Here is a 16,430-nt window from a genome sequence, read left to right as displayed (position 1 = left end):
GATTTGCCGAGCGCCTTAGCGATTGTTTGCCAATCGGGTGCCGCCGATGCCGGTTGGAGCAGCGCCGACATCGCGATCAGCATTGTTCCGGTCACGAGTTTTGCATGCATGGGATTTCTCCTTGTGATCTGCCCAATTTGTCATGCGGCTGCTGGCTTCGTGGCGGGTGGCCAGCTATGCGTTTCCGCCTTGCGGCCCGAAGCCCACGCGTAGAGCGCGTCATAGATGACGAAGCCGTGCTTCAGCACCTCGTGGTCGTCGGGCGTCAGGTCCCGCAGACCCATGGAGATCGCTAGCAACCCTGCCGACTGTGGCGTGAGATCGTGCCGGTCCGTGTCGGCGCCGCGTACGATCGCGGCAATGGTTACGATCGCCGGGTCGCGCTCGAGCCCATTTTTGGAAACGAAGGTGTCGAAACTGCATCCGTCGCCGACATGAGTGAATTCGACGCCGGGCACGTCGTAAGGCGTGGCGCCCGTTTCTTGGGCAACGCGGATCACCTGATCGGGCGGCACGAAGAGGAACTCAGGTTCCTTGTCGATGAAGCGCGCAATCAGCCAGGGGCAGGCGATGCGGTCGATGACCGGACGTTCGCGGGTAACCCATTTCATGACACAATCCTTTCTTCGCTTATCACCAGAGGGACCCTTTCTTCGCTTATCACCAGAGGGACGGTTGGCGCGCCGATCGCATGCCAGGCGGCAATGCCGCCTGAAAGCGCACTGGCATTGACGCCGCGGCGACGCAGTTCGGCCACGGCGTCGCCGCTGACCTGGAAGCCGTAGACGCAATAGACGATGACCGGCCTGTCTGTCGGCAGTTCATCCGCCCAATCGGCGATCTTCTCGGGCGCGCGGGTCTTGGCCCCCGGCAGCATGTCGCTGCGCTTTGCCAGATCCTCGGCAAGGCAGACGTCGAGCACCACGAGACCTTCTCCTTGATGGAGACGCGCCCGCAGTTCCTCTGGCGCAATCGCTGGAACCGTGTCGTCCGATGCCGATCCTGTTGAAGGATCACGCTGCCCGACGGCCCGGCGGTGGCGGGCAGCCACCCGTTCCCAATGGATGTTCTTCATAAAGGCATCGACATAGGCGCCGGCCTTGGTGCCGAAATCCATGTGGTAGGCATGTTCGTACATGTCGACCGCAAGGATCGGCATGCCGCCGGCAAGACAGTTGGTGTGGTCCGCCGCCCATTGGATCGTCAGTCGGTCGCGCCGCTCCGACCAGGTCAGCAGGGTCCATCCCGAGCCTCCTGCCTGCGCCTTGGCACAGGCCATGAACTTGGCGCGCCAGGAGGCCACGCTGCCAAAGTCTCGCTCCAGAGCCGCAGCGAGATCGCCTCCAGCATCGCCGCTGCCACCGAGTCCGTCGAAATAGATTTCGTGCAGGACCGCTGAATTGGCGGCGACCAGTTCTTCGCGTTTCAGACCGTTGATGTCGAAAACGGGTGCCGCGCTCCAGTCGAGCCCGTCGAGCCGCTGTTCGATGGCGTCGAGGCGACGAACGGCACGCCCATAGTTGTTTTCGTAGTGACTTGCCAACAGCCTCTCGGAGAGGCCGACGAGGCGAGGCGGCTTGAACGGCAACGGCATGATCCGGTGTGGCATCGGTTTCCCCTCGGCACGGCTATCCGTGAGGAGGGGAACGCTATGCCCGAATGAAAAATGATACAAGTGTTGCATTTAGCTTTGTCCATGATACGGTTCACTTATGAGTGAGGGGCAATCACAGGAGCAGCGCTGGCTGCTCCTGATCCATCAGCTGCCAAGCAAACCCGCCTACTTCCGGGTGAAGATCTGGCGACGCTTGCAAGGCATCGGTGCGGTCGCAGTCAAAAGCACCGTTTACGCTCTGCCGGCCAATGCCGAGATGCAGGAGGATTTCGAATGGCTCCTCAAGGAGATCGTCGCTGGCGGCGGCGAGGCGATGATGTGCGAGGCGCGCCTCGTAGATGGTTTGTCCGACACCCAGGTCCGTGCGCTCTTCGACGCAGCCCGTGACGCCGACTATGCGGAGATCGTCAAGGAAGCGCGCGATCTGGCCGCAGCGATCAAGGCCGATACGACATCGGAAAAACATGCGGAAGCGCGTCCGCAACTCGGCCGTTTGCGCAAGCGGCTCGCCGACGTCGTGACGATCGATTTTTTTGGCGCCAGCGGTCGCCTCACTGTCGAGGGACTGATCGCCGAGCTCGAGGCACAGCTTATAGAGGACTACGCCATGACCAAGGAACCGAAGAAGGCGGCCGAGCCGGGTGAGCTCAAGGGCCGGACCTGGGTCACGCGCCGGGACGTGCATGTCGACCGCATCGCCTGCAGCTGGCTGATCCGTCGCTTCATCGATGCCGATGCAACAATCCGCTTCGTCGCTGGCAAGGGATACGTGCCAAAGGAGGGCGAATTGCGCTTCGACATGTTCGAGGGCGAAATCACCCATGAGGGAGACCGCTGCAGCTTCGAGGTGCTGCTGGACCGCGCCGGCATTACGGATACGGCTTTGCAGGCCATCGCCGAAGTCGTCCACGATATTGATCTCAAGGACAGCAAGTTCGGCCGCGAGGAAGCCACGGGGATTGCCAGCCTGATCGCCGGGATCGCCATGGCGAATGCCGGTGACGAGCAACGGATCGCCGAGGGCGCTTCGGTGTTCGACAACCTCTACCGATATTTCCGTTCGAAGCGCGGCTGATCCGAGGAACTAACCATGGCCAATGCAGAGAGCACCGTGACAGCACCGAACCGACCAGACGAAACGCCCGGTCATGGCATTTCGTTCGCTGAGGCCACGCGGGTGTGGGCGCGTGTGGCCGCGCTCAGCTTCGGCGGCCCGGCGGGTCAGATCGCCATGATGCACCGCATCATCGTCGAGGAAAAGCGCTGGATCGGCGAGACCAGGTTCCTGCATGCGCTCAATTACTGCACGCTGCTGCCCGGGCCGGAGGCACAACAGCTTGCCATCTACATCGGCTGGCTCATGCACAAGACCAGAGGCGGCCTCGTCGCCGGTATCCTGTTCGTGCTGCCGGGCGCGGTCGCCATCATGGCGCTAAGCTGGATTTACGCAATCTTCGGCAACGTCGGAGCAGTTCAGGCCCTCTTCTTCGGCTTGAAGGCGGCGGTCCTTGCCATCGTGCTCGAAGCGGTGTTGCGGATCGGCAGACGGGCGCTCAAGAACAATGTCATGATCGGGCTTGCGGCGGCGGCCTTCATCGCTCTGTTCTTCTTCCACGCGCCATTCCCGCTGGTCATCCTGGCTGCGGGTGTGATCGGTTACGTGGGGGGACGGGCAGGGTGTACTGCATTCCAGTCGGGCAACGGACATGGCAAGGTCGGCGGCAAGCAGGTTGCCGACGCTGATACGGCGCTTGGCGAAGGGGTCCCTGCGCATACCCGGCCATCCGTCAGCTGGTCGCTGAAGATCGCAACGGTGTGTCTGCTGCTGTGGCTCGTGCCGGTCCTGGCACTTCTGGTGTTTCTTGGGCAAGGCAATGTCTTCACCGACATCGCGATCTTCTTCTCCAAGATGGCGATGGTCACTTTCGGCGGCGCCTATGCGGTGCTCGCCTACGTCGCTCAGCAAGGCGTCGAGCACTACGCTTGGCTCAAGCCAGGAGAAATGTTGGACGGCCTCGGCATGGCCGAGACCACGCCCGGTCCGCTCATCATGGTCACCCAGTTCGTCGGTTTCATGGGCGCGTACCGGGCGCCAGGAATGCTGAGCCCGCTGGTCGCCGGAACACTCGGCGGTCTGCTGACGACGTGGGTAACCTTCGTTCCGTGCTTCCTGTGGATATTCCTCGGCGCGCCGTTCATGGAGACGATGCGCAGCAACAAGGCCCTATCGGCAGCCTTATCTGCCATCACGGCGGCGGTGGTCGGTGTGATCCTGAACCTGGCGGTATGGTTCGCGCTTCATGTGCTGTTCCGCGAACTGCGTGAGGTCAGCTGGCTGGGCACGACGGTGGATGTTCCCGTGTTCAACTCCATCAACCTGCCGTCTCTGGTGCTGACGCTCGGGGCGCTGCTCGCGGTATTCCGTTTCAAGATCGGCATGATCCCCGTGCTCGCGACATGCTCCGTCCTGGGCGTGCTTTATGGCGTTGCCACGGGATCGATTTAAGCAGTGCCATAGGCGCAACCACTTTGCGGCAGGAGGCATACCTGGCAGCCCAGACGCCGACGAATGCTTCGCGCGAACCTTTAGCCAAACAGAGGTTTTCGCTGCTGCCTGCCGGTGCCAGGCCGGCAGCTGCCCTTCTGTTGACGTCCAGGGGATTGAGGGCATTCGGCGACGGGCTCGTCAGTCTTCTGCTTCCCGCCTATTTGGCCACACTTGGTTTCAGCCCTTTCAAGATCGGGGTTCTCACGACAGCGACGCTCGCGGGTTCGGCGGCGCTCACCTTGACCGTCGGGTTTGTCGCACACCATTTCTCCCGCCGCTCCCTGCTGATCGCAGCTGCCGTCCTGATGGTCGTCACGGGGAGCGCCTTCGCGTTGGTCCAGGACTTCTGGCCGCTGCTCCTTGTCGCATTCGTGGGAACGTTGAACCCATCCTCGGGCGACGTCAGTGTGTTTCTGCCGCTGGAGCATGCGCAACTCGCCCACAGTGTCACTGACCGCGACCGCACCGCGCTCTTTGCACGCTACAGCCTTATCGGCTCAGTAGTAGGGGCGGTCGGTGCTCTGGCGGCTGGCGTCCCCGACCTACTCCGCCAGATTGTCGGATTGGACATCAAGCAAGGTCTCCAGATCGCCTTCCTGCTTTATGCCTTTCTGGGGGTAGGAGCGCTGCTCCTCTATCGGAAACTGCAGGATGAGCCGCTCGATGCGAGTGCGGTACAGGCGGAACCACTACGCAAATCTCGAACCATCGTCCTCACGCTCGCTGCACTTTTCAGCCTTGACGCTTTTGCGGGCGGTTTCGTGGTTCAGTCATTGTTGGCGCTTTGGCTTTTCCAACGGTTCGGCCTATCGCTCGCCGCGACGGGCGCAATCTTCTTTTTGACGGGTATCCTTTCGGCTGGGTCGTATTTGGTGGCCGTGCAAATCTCTAAACGGATCGGGCTGGTGAACACGATGGTGTTCACACACCTGCCGTCCAGTCTTTGCCTTTTGCTCATCCCCTTCATGCCGAGTCTCGGTCCCGTTATCGTATTTCTGCTGATCAGGAGCGCCTTGTCGCAGATGGACGTACCGACCCGCACTTCTTACGTGATGGCGGTGGTGACGCCCGGCGAGCGGGCGGCCGCGGCAAGCGTCACCGCCGTCCCGCGCAGCCTCGCGGCAGCCGCCAGCCCGATGCTTGCCGGCTCGCTGCTCGCAATGTCCGGTTTCGGTTGGCCGTTGCTCATCGCCGGCGCCTTGAAGATTGTCTACGACATCCTTCTGCTTGCGATGTTTCGCAAGGTTCGCCCGCCAGAGGAACGACGAGATAGGCCGTAGCAGTCCGCAGAATGCCCGAGCCAACATGAGCAGCGCGCCCCACTCAATCTGCAGGTCGAGGCCTTGGCGTCCGCTTGACCAGCGTGCCAATGGGTCCATCTTGTTCGTATCGGTGCTCGCTCTTTCAGCGCGAGGTGTAACGGATATGTCGAAAGCTCTCTTCGCTTTTGCGTTCGCAGGCGTCTGCTTGATATCGGCGCCGGTGTATGCCGACACTGTCGATCTCGGGCTAGAAGCTTTTCACCAGACCTGTCTTGCCCATGGCCCCGACTTCGAGCGAACCGCCGCTGTGGCGAAGACGCGTGGATGGACACCGCTATCCAGTGACGCAGCGCTTGCTCCAGTCGATGACGTGGAGGCCTTTCAGGGTTGGGCTGTGACTGGCAACGATCTACCTGCCGGAACCATAATCGCGGTGACAAAAGCCACCTTGAACGGCAAGGCCGTGCAGACCTGTTCCATCAGACTGTTCGACGTCGACCGCGCGACATTCGAGCAGCGCTTCTTCGCCCGGACAGACGCCGAAAAGATCGGCGAGGACCGGAATGGAGCTCAGGTCTTCAAACTTTACATATTGATTGCAGGCAATCGAAAACAGCTCGTCCATTTGACATCTCCGGTCGACACGGAGCGAGTGAATTCGATCATTGTAAGCTCGATAGCTGACGACTAATCAGGCGCCCATGCCTTTTCCCGCCATCCTCTGGAACAGGTCGTCTGCCTGTGCCGGTGAAAGGTTCATGTCGGTGGCGACCCACCAGGCGAGGATCGCAAGAAATGCGCCGGCGATGAACTGAATGGCGAATTCGGCAGGCATGCCGCGATCGCCGATCCGTTTCTCGACGAGTTCTTCCCGGATGGCTCGCCGGATACGCTCCCTCAACTCGTCGTGGATCGTATCGCCGCTGCTTGCAAGCAATGCGTGGTGAAGCGGTCGGAATGCATGTGCGTGCTCGAACATGGGCAGGCTGAACTCGAACAGGCGGCTACCTGTTTCTTGACTTGCAGCCTCGCGCCTGCGGCCGATCGACCGCAGATGTGCCTCGATGGTCGCGCTGCGCAGAGCATCCTTGTCGGCATAGTGGGTATAGAAGGTCGACCTGCCGACATTGGCCCGCTGGCAAATGTCGTCGACGGTGATGGCAGCATATCCACGCTCCGGGATCAGGGCGATGAGCGCGTCCTGCAGCAGGCCGCGCGTCCGCACGACGCGTCGATCGATCGTGTTCCGCTCGCCCGCGCGTTCGATTTTCATGACCATGGCCCTCTGCAGTGCCCGGTTTCGGACATTCGGCGGTCCGATGTCCGACAACAGCATTTCCAGACATTGTGTCCATTATGATACGCCAAGTCCAGGAGCTCAAATCGGGTATGGGCACGCCGCAATGAAGCAGAAGGTCGCCAGACATGCACCCATCTGATCATCACGCCGGTAACGGACCGCATTCGCGCAAGAGGGTGATAGCGTTGGCCCTGCTTGCCAAGCTGTCGCTGGTCGCCGGCTTCCTCGTCCTCGCCAAATTGGGCATGAGCTATATTCAGGCCGGCGCCTGGACGGCGGCATTCCACGGCCTCGTCCTTGCGGTGATCGCCGGATTGGCGCTGTGGGGCAGCCTGCGTCACAGGGGGCTCGTCGGCAACGCTGCGCAGAGCGCGAGCGACAGGGGCATCGGCATCGTCCTGCATCGGGCGGCGGCCTATGACTTGCTTGCGCGCGTTCTGACCTTTGGGCGCGAGGGCCGCTTTCGCGAGCTCATGCTTCGCCCGGCAAAGCTCCAGCCGGGCGAAGCGATGCTCGATGTCGCCTGCGGCACGGGCACCCTTGCCATTGCCGCGAAGCGGCTGGTCGGTTCGGGCGGAAGCGTCACCGGCCTCGACGCATCGGCCGAAATGATCGAGAGGGCGCGCGCCAAGGCCGAGCGCTCCGGTCTCGATCTGACGTTCGTCAACGGGACGGCGCAGGAGCTTCCCTTCAAGGACGCGCAATTCGACATCGTCGTCGGCACGCTGATGCTGCATCACCTGTCGAAGCCCGTTCGATCGGCCTTCATCCGCGAGGCGGCACGCGTCCTGAAGCCAGCAGGCCGGCTGTTGCTCGTCGATTTCGGCAGGCCCGTGCGCAAGTCCAGATTGCCCCGGCTCCACAAGCATGGTCATGTCGATATGCATTCGGTCGCCTCGCTGTTGACCGAGAGCGGATTCCAGGTCAGCGACATCGGCGCCGTCGGGACCAAGAACCTGAACTATATTCGCGCGGCGACGAACAAGGACCAACCGGGCCACGTGTCGCCGTGATCATGCTCAGACGCTAGTTGCATAGCGACCCTGTTCTGAAGAATTGGCGTTTGAGTGTCCCATTTCGGCCTGCTTGCAATGGCAGGTGTCCTACCTGATGCGGAATCGACGAGCGAAAAATGCAACTGACGGGCATAGTATCAGGCGCGGCGCTGTTGCTCGCTTCCGCCGCGGCGGCGAACGCCCATCCGCATGTGTTTGCCGAAGCGAAGCTGGATTTGACCGTTGGTCCAGACCACACGGTCAAATCGCTTCGGCATCTCTGGCGTTTCGACGACCTCTTTTCCAGCACCGTGCTGATGGAATTCGACAAGAATTCCGGCCTCGTCCTTGATGCAAAGGAACTCGATGAAGGCGCTCTCACCGTCCATGCGTCGCTGGCCGAGTACAACTATTTTCAGATGGTGACCTTGAACAGCAAGGACGTGACTATGGCGCCACCGCCGAGTTTCAGCGTCAGCTATGAAAAAGATCAACTCGTCGTCCACTTCGAGACGCAGCCGAAGGACCCTTTGGCCCTAGCTGGAAGAGTCAGCATCGGCGTCTACGATCCGACCTTCTACACGGCGATCGATTTTACCGACGACGACAAGATTGCTGTGGCTGGCCTGCCTGAAGGCTGCTCACGCGCGGTCGTGCGTCCAGAGATCCGGACACGGCCCTCGCGCAGAACCAGAAGAGCCTGACAGACGCGTTCCTTAGCGACCCGACGGGGACCAATCTCGGCAAGATTTTCGCGACACGCCTCGAACTGACCTGCGGCTGAAGCGGAGCCGGTTCGATGGCCATTTTCCAGACGTTGGTCGAGTTCCAACGCACGATCTACCTGGCGCTGGCCGAGCAAATCAAACTGCTTTCGGCCGGCGGCGATTGGCTGGCGTTCATGGCCTTCCTGCCGATGGGCGTTCGGCGCGGCACATGCGCTGACACCGGGCCATAGCAAGGCGGTCCTGGCCACGTATCTAGCGGGTTCGGACGCAAAAGTTTCTCGAGGCCTCCTCGTATCGACAACCCTATCGATCACCCATGTGACAACAGCGGTTCTGATTGCGGTCCTTTCGCTGCCGCTTGTCTCAATCGCGCTGGGGAGTGTTGGCCGCGCTCCTCTGCTGGAAGACATCAGCCGCGGACTGCTTGGGTTGATCGGCCTATGGATGCTGTGGCGGGCACTCAGCCATGGGCATCATCACAAGCACGAAGGCGAAGCCGTCGGAGTCATGGCTGGACTGATTCCTTGTCCGCTCACGCTGTTCGTCATGACGTTTGCGATCGCGCGCGGCGTGCCGGCGGCCGGCATCCTGTTCGCTGGCACGATGATGATTGGCGTGGCGATCACGCTGTCAGCGGTCGCAATTCTCTCGATCCTACTGCGCGAACGCCGGATCTGGTTTGTCGAAGGCAGGTCGCGTCTGTTCGAAGCGATCACGCGCTCTATCGAGGGCTTGGCTGCCGCTGCCCTGATCGCCCTCGCGATCCATGAAATCTTGCTTCGCTGATTTGACGAAGACACGACTGTCGGTGCAGGAGCGCTGCACCCTGTCGAACTCCGCTGTAGCGATTTCTGTCCTCCGTGGGTGACGCAGAGTATCAACGCTGTGCTGGGATGCGCGGCGCCGCGGGGAGGAGGTCGTCACCCGCCGGCAACTGGCTGCTCAGGCGTCGAGGTCGTCGACCGCGAACCGGACATATTTGCCGAACTTATGGAAGGACGGCCACCGCTCAGCGATCGTTAGCATTCCAGAGTGTGGGCCTCCAAACGAGATAGCGAGCCGCCGCTTCGGCATCGACGAACCGGATCGACTCTGCGTCATCCACGAATTGCGCGCGACAGAGGTGTCCGGCGCCGGCCAGCGTTGCTGCGTTGGCTTATTCGAAACCGGAGGAATCCTGCTCACCGTCTGCGCGCCTGGTTCTAGGAGGCACTGCCCGGTTCTAGCCGTTACGATGGCGGAACGGCCTGTAAATTTCCGAGCTTGGTGCGTGAGGAGTATTTGCCGTCAACAAGACCGAGCGGCTTCTGATCTGCCGCCTGCGTCAGCGCGTCAGCGGGCTTGGGGGCGATGGTGGGGGGCGCGATGATTGGCTCGGGAATGAGCGTTGGGGCTGGGACTGCTGGCGCGCCACCGATCAGGGTCAGACGCCTCTGCGCCACGGCGTCGGCGGCGGCCCTTATTGGGTCATCCTCGGTGTGGACATAGCGCATGAACATGGTGACAGTCTTATGCGCGGTGAGCGCCATGCCGACCTTCACCGGCACGCCGGAGTTGGCGGCGCATCGAATGGCCCGATAGCAAGACCGGCGTTATGTCCAAGCCGATGAGCGCGGAGGCGGCCCGGCTGTTCGGGACGGCCCCGCGCCTCGAGGCCTCGCCCTTCGTCTGCCCATCAATCTTCGATCCAAACCTCCCGATGTCGAAGCACACCTACTATCACGGCTGGAAGCGCATCCTTGAGCGGGCCGGCCTGCCGCACATCGGCACGCACGGCATCCGACACCGCTCGGCAACCGACATCGGTTGTCTAGATCGACCCAAGCCCATTCGAGCTGCCGGATCTCCGACATGCGCGCGGCGAACTCGAATTGGAGCCGGACTGCGAGGAGGATGAAGGGATGCTCCAGGCCCTCCGTTTCGGCCCTGTCGAGGTAGGCGTAGAGGAGCTTCAATTCCGTATCGGTGATCAGCCTTGTCTTTCCCCGTTCCGGGAACTTGGGAACATATCGGCATCGGTTCGACCCGTCGGGCCGCATTCCCCAGACCTCGGCCATCTTTCGGACGACCGCGAGGACGCGGTTCGCATTTGTCGGGGTCCTCGACATTTTTTTCATGAGGGTCGCGATGTCGGCCCGCGTAACGTCGGGCACCTTCATCTGGCCGAGGTATGGGACGATGTAGAGCTTCCCGTACCCCCGGTTGGATGTGACGGTCGAGGACTTGTTTCGGCTTTCGGAATAGTCGTCGATAAAGCGACCGAAGAGTTCCTTGACCGTCGGTGCCTTTCGCGCGGCGGAGCGTTCGGTGCTAGGGCCCTTGCCCTTGCGGACGTCGGCGAGCCAGTTCTGGGCAATCGTTCGAGCCTGCTCCAGAGTGATTTCGCCGAAGCGGCCGATGGCGGGTTTCCGCCGCTGGCCGTTGGCGGCGGCGTAGCCCACCATGAATATCTTGCGCCCGGTCGGCGTGACCTTCAGCAAGAACCCCGGTATGATGGTGTCGCGAAGTTCGTAGGGTTCCTGATCGGCCGTTGCAGCATCGACGATCGTCTTGGTGAGTTAGCTACAATCGGTTATCGTACAATTGGATACCGCCGGATAAAGTTACGATAGGCCATATCCGGTCGCTCAAAACCGCGGTCAACAAGGGTCAGAACAAGAGCTGCTCAAAATCGACGCGATGGAAGGCTCCCGCTCCGCGGGGGTTGGCATCGTTAGGATGGACAAACCGGGAGCGTAAGACTCCTGCGGCGCATTTGATTCGTGATCGTCGCGCAGCCGTACCAGCAGTGCTGCCCGCAGGCCCGCTGCATCTCTTCCGGCGATCCGATCGCCTGTCGCGAGCGACTCAGGTGCTCTTCAGGGTCCCGTTCATCCCTTCCGGATAGAGAAGCCGCCCTTGCTTACGCCGTCCTTGTCGGTGAGATAGACGATCCGCAGCACTTCCTGCGGCGTCCTGGTGAACGCGATCGCGTCGGGCGTCGAAGGAACGAAATTGGCCTTGCCATTCACCTGGATGCCCTGGTCCTTGTCTTCCGGCCCGTCGATCTTGTCTCGTGCGTCCGAGACGGCATTGGCGGCCTTCCAGGCTTTCTCTCCCTTCCGGTACAGTGTGGAACGCGCCATTCCCATGTGGTAGGCCTCGACCGCCAATATGCCGGCGGCGGCGGCGAGAAACTCCTTGTTCTTCAGAACCGTCGCGGCACCGGCATAGGCGGTGACGCCGACATCCTCGAACAGCATGCCGCCGAGAACGAAGTTCGTTTCGTTGCCGAAGGGATCGAAGTCCCGCCCGAGGCCCGCTGCCTCCGCAACCGCCTTGAACCCCGCATCGAAATCGATGGCCGGCCTGTCGACTGCGTTCTTTGCAAGCGTCTTGCGATAGAACCGTACATGCGCGAGTTCGTTTTCAGCAACCTCCTGCATGAATTCGCCGATGGCGGGTGTCTCGAAGGACACTTTCTTTCCGCCGACGACATCGCCGGGTTTGGAACCGGCATCGGCAGCGTCGATGCCTTTTCCGGTGGTGCCGCGAAGATAATATTCGGCCTCCATGTATTCCAGGTTGAGCGCAAAGCGGAAGATGTCTTCGTCCTGCACTTCCTCCTTGGCATAGGCGCGAGAAACCGGCGCCAGGCCCGTTGTGGCGGCGAGGCTGGCTCCCAGCCCAAATTGCAATGCGCGGCGACGGGAAAGGTGGAGTGAAGGGATGGCACGTATCATGGCTTCCTCCCAAAAGCCCGCCGGCATCATCTGTTGGCGTCCGATCGCGGGCCACGCGCCCAACTCCGCCATAGGCGAAATGTTCCTTTGAAGGTCGGACTTTGCAGGGGTCGTGCTCCGGATCAATGGCTTTTTGGGCGCGTAACGTCGGAGTTGGCATCGACTATTTGTGACCAAGCCTCGACTCTAGACATTGAGGTGACACATTATGAGCCGGATAGCGCCCGCGTCAGCACGGTCGACCAAGAACTCGAAACGCAAGTCGGCAAGCTAAGGGCCGGAGGGAAACGAGCGGGCCGTGATAACCCAGGACAGCAAGGATGACTGGAGGAGCTTCAGGCCGGAAAGGAAAATTCCTGTCGACTTGTGAGACGAGTGGGCCATCCGAGAGAAGTTGGTATTCTGGTCGATCCATCCGGGCCTTGCGATTTCTCGCTTTTGCTGCGTCTATTTATCAACCGGTCTGGCCTCTTCGTCGATCAAACACGCTGGGAAGTCACAAGGAGTATATGCACATGGCAACTGGAACCGTGAAGTGGTTCAACAGCACTAAAGGGTTTGGGTTTATCCAACCCGACGATGGCGGTCAGGACGTTTTTGTTCACATCTCCGCCGTCGAGCGCGCTGGTTTGTCGAACCTCGTTGAGGGCCAAAAGATCAACTACGACATCGAGCAGGACCGGCGTACCGGCAAGTCTTCTGCTGGCAATCTCCGCAAAGCAGGTTGATTTCTCTAGCGCGCCGTGGCGAAAGCCGCAGGAGCGCGGCAAGTCACGAATGTACTGACCCCGCCGTGTAAAAAGCGCGCGAGCTTGGTGTGATGGAGAGACCTGGGCCGGGGCCATTGCGCGCAGCGAATCAGACTTAGGTCCCTACGCAAGGCCAGCCTTAAGGCTCCGTTTGGAACGTCTAGAGAAGCTGCAGGTTTGGGGCGGTTTGGCGCTATGTTTTGCGCCCACGAGCCCACAAGGAGATAGCTATGAGAATGCATCTTTCCACCGCAGCGGCAGGATTTCTGCTGCTGGCCGGTGTCGGTGCCGCCGCCGCCCAGGACGTGGTCATTGACCCGCAGCAGGAAACCGTCATCAAGGAATATGTGAAAAAACAGCCACTCGCTTCGGTGAAAGTCCCTGGGGTAGAGTTGAATGTCGGCTCGACGCTCCCGGACAGCGTCGAGCTTCATGAAGTCCCCAACGTCAAATATCGCTATGTCGTCGTCGACAACCGGACTGTCGTCGTTGACCCGGGCACACGTAAAATCGTGAAAGTCATCCAGTAACCTGAACGTCTGAGAAGACCGCCCGCCGTGCCGAAGGGTGCGGCGGGAAGCCAAGCATGAGCTCTCCAGAATGCGAGGCGCTGCAATGTCCCTCTCTCCCAGTCTATCCTCCGTCGGTCTGACTTTCCAATGCCCGCATTGCAACTTCGCCGTCGTCAGGAACGGCAGCTGGTTTCAGGTCGTTTCCCATTACAAGTGCGAGGAATGCGGACGCGAGGTCCGGATTACGTATCCCGATAAGATTGGCATCTTCCAGAAGCACGCGCACTTGGCCATTCCCCCGCCGGGAGCGAGGTAGATTTGCAGGCCCGAAAGTGAGTTCGAACTGCTGGGCGTCGAGTCCGAGCGGGCAAGGCGGCATTCGCCTGAAATCGGCACGCGGAGGACTAAGGGTCGGGTGGGGATCGCTGCTTGGAATCGTGAACTGCGGGCTCCAAGGAGTGGCGAACGTCAGTTGAGTGCTGCCCATCCAGTCAACACGATGAGGGCCAACGTGAGCAGCGCGCCAGAGACGTACAAGATTGTCCTGACACTATCCCCCTTGGCGGCGTTTCCACCACGCAGGTAGATTCCCAGGTGGAGGAGGCGTATCGCCAGGTGGGTCTAGACCAATGTCGTCAAAGTGGCCGCTCCAACACCAACCGTCATCGCTGGCACTGCGGGCACGATAAAGGGCGGCAGTGCCTCGACCGAATTCATGTGAACGCGGTCGATCCTATAGAGCCGGTTGTCGTCGTCTGCCGGGACTACCGGTCGTGCCAGCGCTCCTGCAAACCTCTGGACGAACCCGAGTAGACTGCCAACACTACCGATAGCAAGCAGCGCGCGAGCACGCCGAGAAGACTTAACCAATAGACTTCCATGTTGTCTCCACTCCCTGGAATCGCAGTGGACCAGACGGTGCTTGCGAGTGATGCTCGCAAGGGCGCGGACGGGTCAGGCCGCCGCACCGGGGAAAAGGCCCTGGAACCGCCGCAGGTACAGCGGCCAGCCTTGATCGCTATCAACCCCCACGCGCACGCCCTCCCAGCCTTCGCCATGGCGTTCGAGATTCCGGTGCTCGATCTCGACCCGGGTTCGGTTCTCCGTCTCAGGCGTGAACCGGACTTCCCATTCGCTGGTTTTGTTCAGGTCGCTCTCAATCTGCCACCGAGGACTGATGTCCCAGCTCAGAACGAGCCGGCCGGGGGGATCGTAAGCCAACACACGAGCCCAGTGGCACTCGCTGCCGTCCACGCCGCGATCGTAAACGTGGCCCCCGACCCTGGGTTCGAAGATGGTCTCTGCGATCGGCACGGCAAGAAGATTGTGCTCGCGAGGTTTGAATTTCCCGAAATCCTCGGTGAAGACCTTGAAGGCACGCGCGATAGGTGCCTCGACAACGACGAAATGCCTTACGGGCGCGGTTGCAGGAAGCTTGCTCATGGCTGGTCCTTCTTTGGGTGCTCGACGGCCAGTTTGTAGCTCGCCAGGCTCTTACTCCAGAACTGATCGATTTCCGCGCGCAGACTTGCCAGGCCGTCCGGATCGATACGGTATATTCGTTCCTTGCCTGAGCGCGTGTCGGCCACAAGCCCGGCATCCTTGAGTACTTTCAAGTGCTGAGAGACCGCCGGCCTGGTTACAGGCAGCACACGAGCAAGTCCGCTGACCGAACAAGGCTGTTCGACCAACAATTCGAATATCGTGCGCCTCGTCGAGTCTCCGAGCGCTGTCCAGTGTTTCGCGTTAGTGGCCACTAACGCGAACTTAAATCGATGGGCCGGCACTGTCAACCTGGAGTGCTCGATGGTACGGAACTCAGGCCGTTGGCCCGCCGGAAAGCGGTGCTGGATTTCCACATTCGGAAAGAAAGAAGACTACTCCGTGGCGATCTCATCCGGCCACATCTGGGCGCCATGCAGGACGCGAAGGATGCGAACCGTGTCGGTCGTCACAACATAGGCGGCGATATAAGGCGTGCGCGGGATGACGAGCTCTCACGTGCCCGCGATCCGGCCGGGTCGCCCGCTTTCGGGAAAGTCGATGAGACGGCGCGCCGCAAACACGATCTGCTGGTCGACGTCAACTGCCGCGCTCGGATTTCCGCTTCGATATGTGTGAAGATGTCATCGCGATCGGAGAGCGCAAACCGCGCCCAGACGAGCCTCACCGCTCGCCCGCCACGGCCCTGCGAAGCGCTGCCGCCCGCCGTTCAGCAAAATGGGCCTCGGCGTCCGCGTCCTCAACGTCGGGCCGGGTGTCCTCGAGCGCCTGCAGAACCTTGGCGCGGAACCAGGCATCATGGGCGTCGCTGTTGCTGACGAGTTCGAGCGGCAAGGCGCCCTCGTTCGCCGTCCGGGTCAAGAGGATACGGACGGCATCCGAAACCGTGAGTCCCATGCTTTCCAAAACCACCGTGGCGCGTTCCTTCACTTCCGCGTCAATTCGGGTCTGGACCAGTGCGTTCGATGCCATGGCCGGGTCTCCTTTCACTGACGAAGAACGTAATACATCTGCATGACAGTTTCCAGACCCGAGTCATGCAATCCTGGCGGCCACGCGCTGCTCCACCAGTAGCCAGCGATAGACATCAAGGGCGGGCCGCGATGGGCGAACCAGTCTCCAGAGCTCCTCTCGGCAAAGTCGCGTCCCCAAGTTGGTGACGCGCCGATCGCCCAAAAGCTCCGCAAGCTCGCGAAGCTGATCCCGATGCCGGCGCCGAGACTTGCATGAGGGCCAAGGCCTTCGCTCGTTCGCGATCGAGAACGCTCAGGCCTCGTAGCGATCAGCCGAATTCTCCAACGATATCGGTCACGATCACCTCATTTCTCGATAAACTGTGAGCGACCATCCCTGTCCGAAAGGGGATCGCTCTACGTTCACCCGGATTATCGAGGCGCGGCGAAAAGAGAACCCTATGCCTCCACCGTCGCTCAAATATCAGCCAATGCCCGATCTGATTGTCGCTCGAAACGATCCCGCACTGTCCGCGAAGGTGA

Annotated in this window: 15 protein-coding genes and 4 pseudogenes; 9 read left to right on the top strand and 10 right to left on the bottom strand. The window is 61.0% G+C overall.

Annotation, left to right across the window (positions count from 1 at the left end):
* Window positions 1-140: 140 nt before the first annotated feature.
* Both NKI41_RS29985 and NKI41_RS29980 read right to left on the bottom strand, forming a co-directional pair.
* On the bottom strand, window positions 141-611 hold the full coding sequence (locus NKI41_RS29985; RefSeq protein ID WP_352686352.1) for a chromate resistance protein ChrB domain-containing protein: 471 nt from the start codon (window positions 609-611) through the stop codon (window positions 141-143).
* Window positions 608-1,609 carry a Fe-Mn family superoxide dismutase gene (locus NKI41_RS29980; RefSeq protein WP_352503683.1) on the bottom strand — a complete coding sequence of 334 codons (1,002 nt, stop codon included), beginning with the start codon at window positions 1,607-1,609 and terminating at the stop codon, window positions 608-610. Before NKI41_RS29980 ends, NKI41_RS29985 begins: the two co-directional genes overlap by 4 nt.
* A gap of 103 nt (window positions 1,610-1,712) precedes the next feature.
* On the opposite strand from NKI41_RS29980, the gene NKI41_RS29975 reads away from it, so the two are divergent.
* The 4 genes from NKI41_RS29975 to NKI41_RS29960 all read left to right on the top strand — a co-directional run bounded on the left by NKI41_RS29975 (window position 1,713) and on the right by NKI41_RS29960 (window position 6,116).
* Window positions 1,713-2,690, top strand: coding sequence for a chromate resistance protein ChrB domain-containing protein (locus NKI41_RS29975; protein WP_352503684.1), 978 nt, complete (start codon window positions 1,713-1,715; stop codon window positions 2,688-2,690).
* Window positions 2,691-2,705: 15 nt separating this feature from the next.
* The gene (chrA, locus tag NKI41_RS29970) at window positions 2,706-4,121 is read left to right on the top strand and encodes a chromate efflux transporter (RefSeq protein WP_352503685.1); all 1,416 of its coding nucleotides are present in this window, start codon (window positions 2,706-2,708) and stop codon (window positions 4,119-4,121) included.
* Between the two features lie 23 nt (window positions 4,122-4,144).
* On the top strand, window positions 4,145-5,443 hold the full coding sequence (locus tag NKI41_RS29965) for an MFS transporter (RefSeq protein WP_352686349.1): 1,299 nt from the start codon (window positions 4,145-4,147) through the stop codon (window positions 5,441-5,443).
* Window positions 5,444-5,588: 145 nt separating this feature from the next.
* The gene (locus tag NKI41_RS29960) at window positions 5,589-6,116 is read left to right on the top strand and encodes a hypothetical protein (RefSeq protein ID WP_352503687.1); all 528 of its coding nucleotides are present in this window, start codon (window positions 5,589-5,591) and stop codon (window positions 6,114-6,116) included.
* On the opposite strand, the gene NKI41_RS29955 is transcribed toward NKI41_RS29960, so the two are convergent.
* Window positions 6,117-6,698 (bottom strand): TetR/AcrR family transcriptional regulator, encoded by a 582-nt coding sequence (locus NKI41_RS29955; RefSeq protein WP_352503688.1) that lies wholly within the window; start codon window positions 6,696-6,698, stop codon window positions 6,117-6,119. It lies immediately after the preceding gene.
* A gap of 212 nt (window positions 6,699-6,910) precedes the next feature.
* On the opposite strand from NKI41_RS29955, the gene NKI41_RS29950 reads away from it, so the two are divergent.
* The 3 genes and pseudogenes from NKI41_RS29950 to NKI41_RS29940 all read left to right on the top strand — a co-directional run bounded on the left by NKI41_RS29950 (window position 6,911) and on the right by NKI41_RS29940 (window position 9,234).
* Complete coding sequence (locus NKI41_RS29950; protein ID WP_352503689.1) at window positions 6,911-7,738, top strand: class I SAM-dependent methyltransferase; 828 nt, start codon at window positions 6,911-6,913, stop codon at window positions 7,736-7,738.
* A gap of 119 nt (window positions 7,739-7,857) precedes the next feature.
* Window positions 7,858-8,504: pseudogene (locus NKI41_RS29945) on the top strand (DUF1007 family protein).
* Window positions 8,505-8,525: 21 nt separating this feature from the next.
* Window positions 8,526-9,234, top strand: a pseudogene (locus tag NKI41_RS29940) (HoxN/HupN/NixA family nickel/cobalt transporter).
* 443 nt (window positions 9,235-9,677) lie between these two features.
* Here the strand turns inward: NKI41_RS29940 and NKI41_RS33400 are convergent.
* The 3 genes and pseudogenes from NKI41_RS33400 to NKI41_RS29930 all read right to left on the bottom strand — a co-directional run bounded on the left by NKI41_RS33400 (window position 9,678) and on the right by NKI41_RS29930 (window position 12,170).
* Window positions 9,678-9,977: a hypothetical protein gene (locus NKI41_RS33400; RefSeq protein WP_502901256.1), complete on the bottom strand. Its 300-nt coding sequence runs from the start codon at window positions 9,975-9,977 to the stop codon at window positions 9,678-9,680.
* A gap of 63 nt (window positions 9,978-10,040) precedes the next feature.
* Window positions 10,041-10,994 (bottom strand): tyrosine-type recombinase/integrase, encoded by a 954-nt coding sequence (locus NKI41_RS29935; protein ID WP_502901257.1) that lies wholly within the window; start codon window positions 10,992-10,994, stop codon window positions 10,041-10,043.
* Between the two features lie 301 nt (window positions 10,995-11,295).
* Window positions 11,296-12,170, bottom strand: a pseudogene (locus tag NKI41_RS29930) (ferritin-like domain-containing protein).
* Window positions 12,171-12,685: 515 nt separating this feature from the next.
* Between NKI41_RS29930 and NKI41_RS29925 the strand changes: the two are divergent.
* Together NKI41_RS29925 and NKI41_RS29920 are read left to right on the top strand one after the other, a co-directional pair.
* Window positions 12,686-12,898, top strand: coding sequence for a cold-shock protein (locus NKI41_RS29925; protein WP_031194806.1), 213 nt, complete (start codon window positions 12,686-12,688; stop codon window positions 12,896-12,898).
* A 251-nt stretch (window positions 12,899-13,149) separates the two neighbouring features.
* Window positions 13,150-13,449: a DUF1236 domain-containing protein gene (locus NKI41_RS29920; RefSeq protein WP_352503690.1), complete on the top strand. Its 300-nt coding sequence runs from the start codon at window positions 13,150-13,152 to the stop codon at window positions 13,447-13,449.
* A 936-nt stretch (window positions 13,450-14,385) separates the two neighbouring features.
* On the opposite strand, the gene NKI41_RS29915 is transcribed toward NKI41_RS29920, so the two are convergent.
* The 4 genes and pseudogenes from NKI41_RS29915 to NKI41_RS29900 all read right to left on the bottom strand — a co-directional run bounded on the left by NKI41_RS29915 (window position 14,386) and on the right by NKI41_RS29900 (window position 15,906).
* A complete protein-coding gene (locus NKI41_RS29915; RefSeq protein ID WP_352503691.1) occupies window positions 14,386-14,874 on the bottom strand; it encodes an SRPBCC family protein in 489 nt (162 codons plus the stop codon).
* Complete coding sequence (locus NKI41_RS29910) at window positions 14,871-15,188, bottom strand: ArsR/SmtB family transcription factor (protein ID WP_352503705.1); 318 nt, start codon at window positions 15,186-15,188, stop codon at window positions 14,871-14,873. The genes NKI41_RS29915 and NKI41_RS29910 overlap by 4 nt, the downstream gene beginning before the upstream one ends.
* A 120-nt stretch (window positions 15,189-15,308) precedes the next feature.
* Window positions 15,309-15,601: pseudogene (locus tag NKI41_RS29905) on the bottom strand (type II toxin-antitoxin system RelE/ParE family toxin).
* On the bottom strand, window positions 15,598-15,906 hold the full coding sequence (locus NKI41_RS29900; protein ID WP_352503692.1) for a type II toxin-antitoxin system RelB/DinJ family antitoxin: 309 nt from the start codon (window positions 15,904-15,906) through the stop codon (window positions 15,598-15,600). Before NKI41_RS29900 ends, NKI41_RS29905 begins: the two are co-directional and overlap by 4 nt.
* Window positions 15,907-16,430: the final 524 nt, after the last annotated feature.

Origin of the sequence: Mesorhizobium sp. M0601, from assembly GCF_040320845.1 — a bacterium.
Lineage (GTDB): Bacteria > Pseudomonadota > Alphaproteobacteria > Rhizobiales > Rhizobiaceae > Mesorhizobium.
This window is presented reverse-complemented; position numbering and strand designations above follow the sequence as displayed.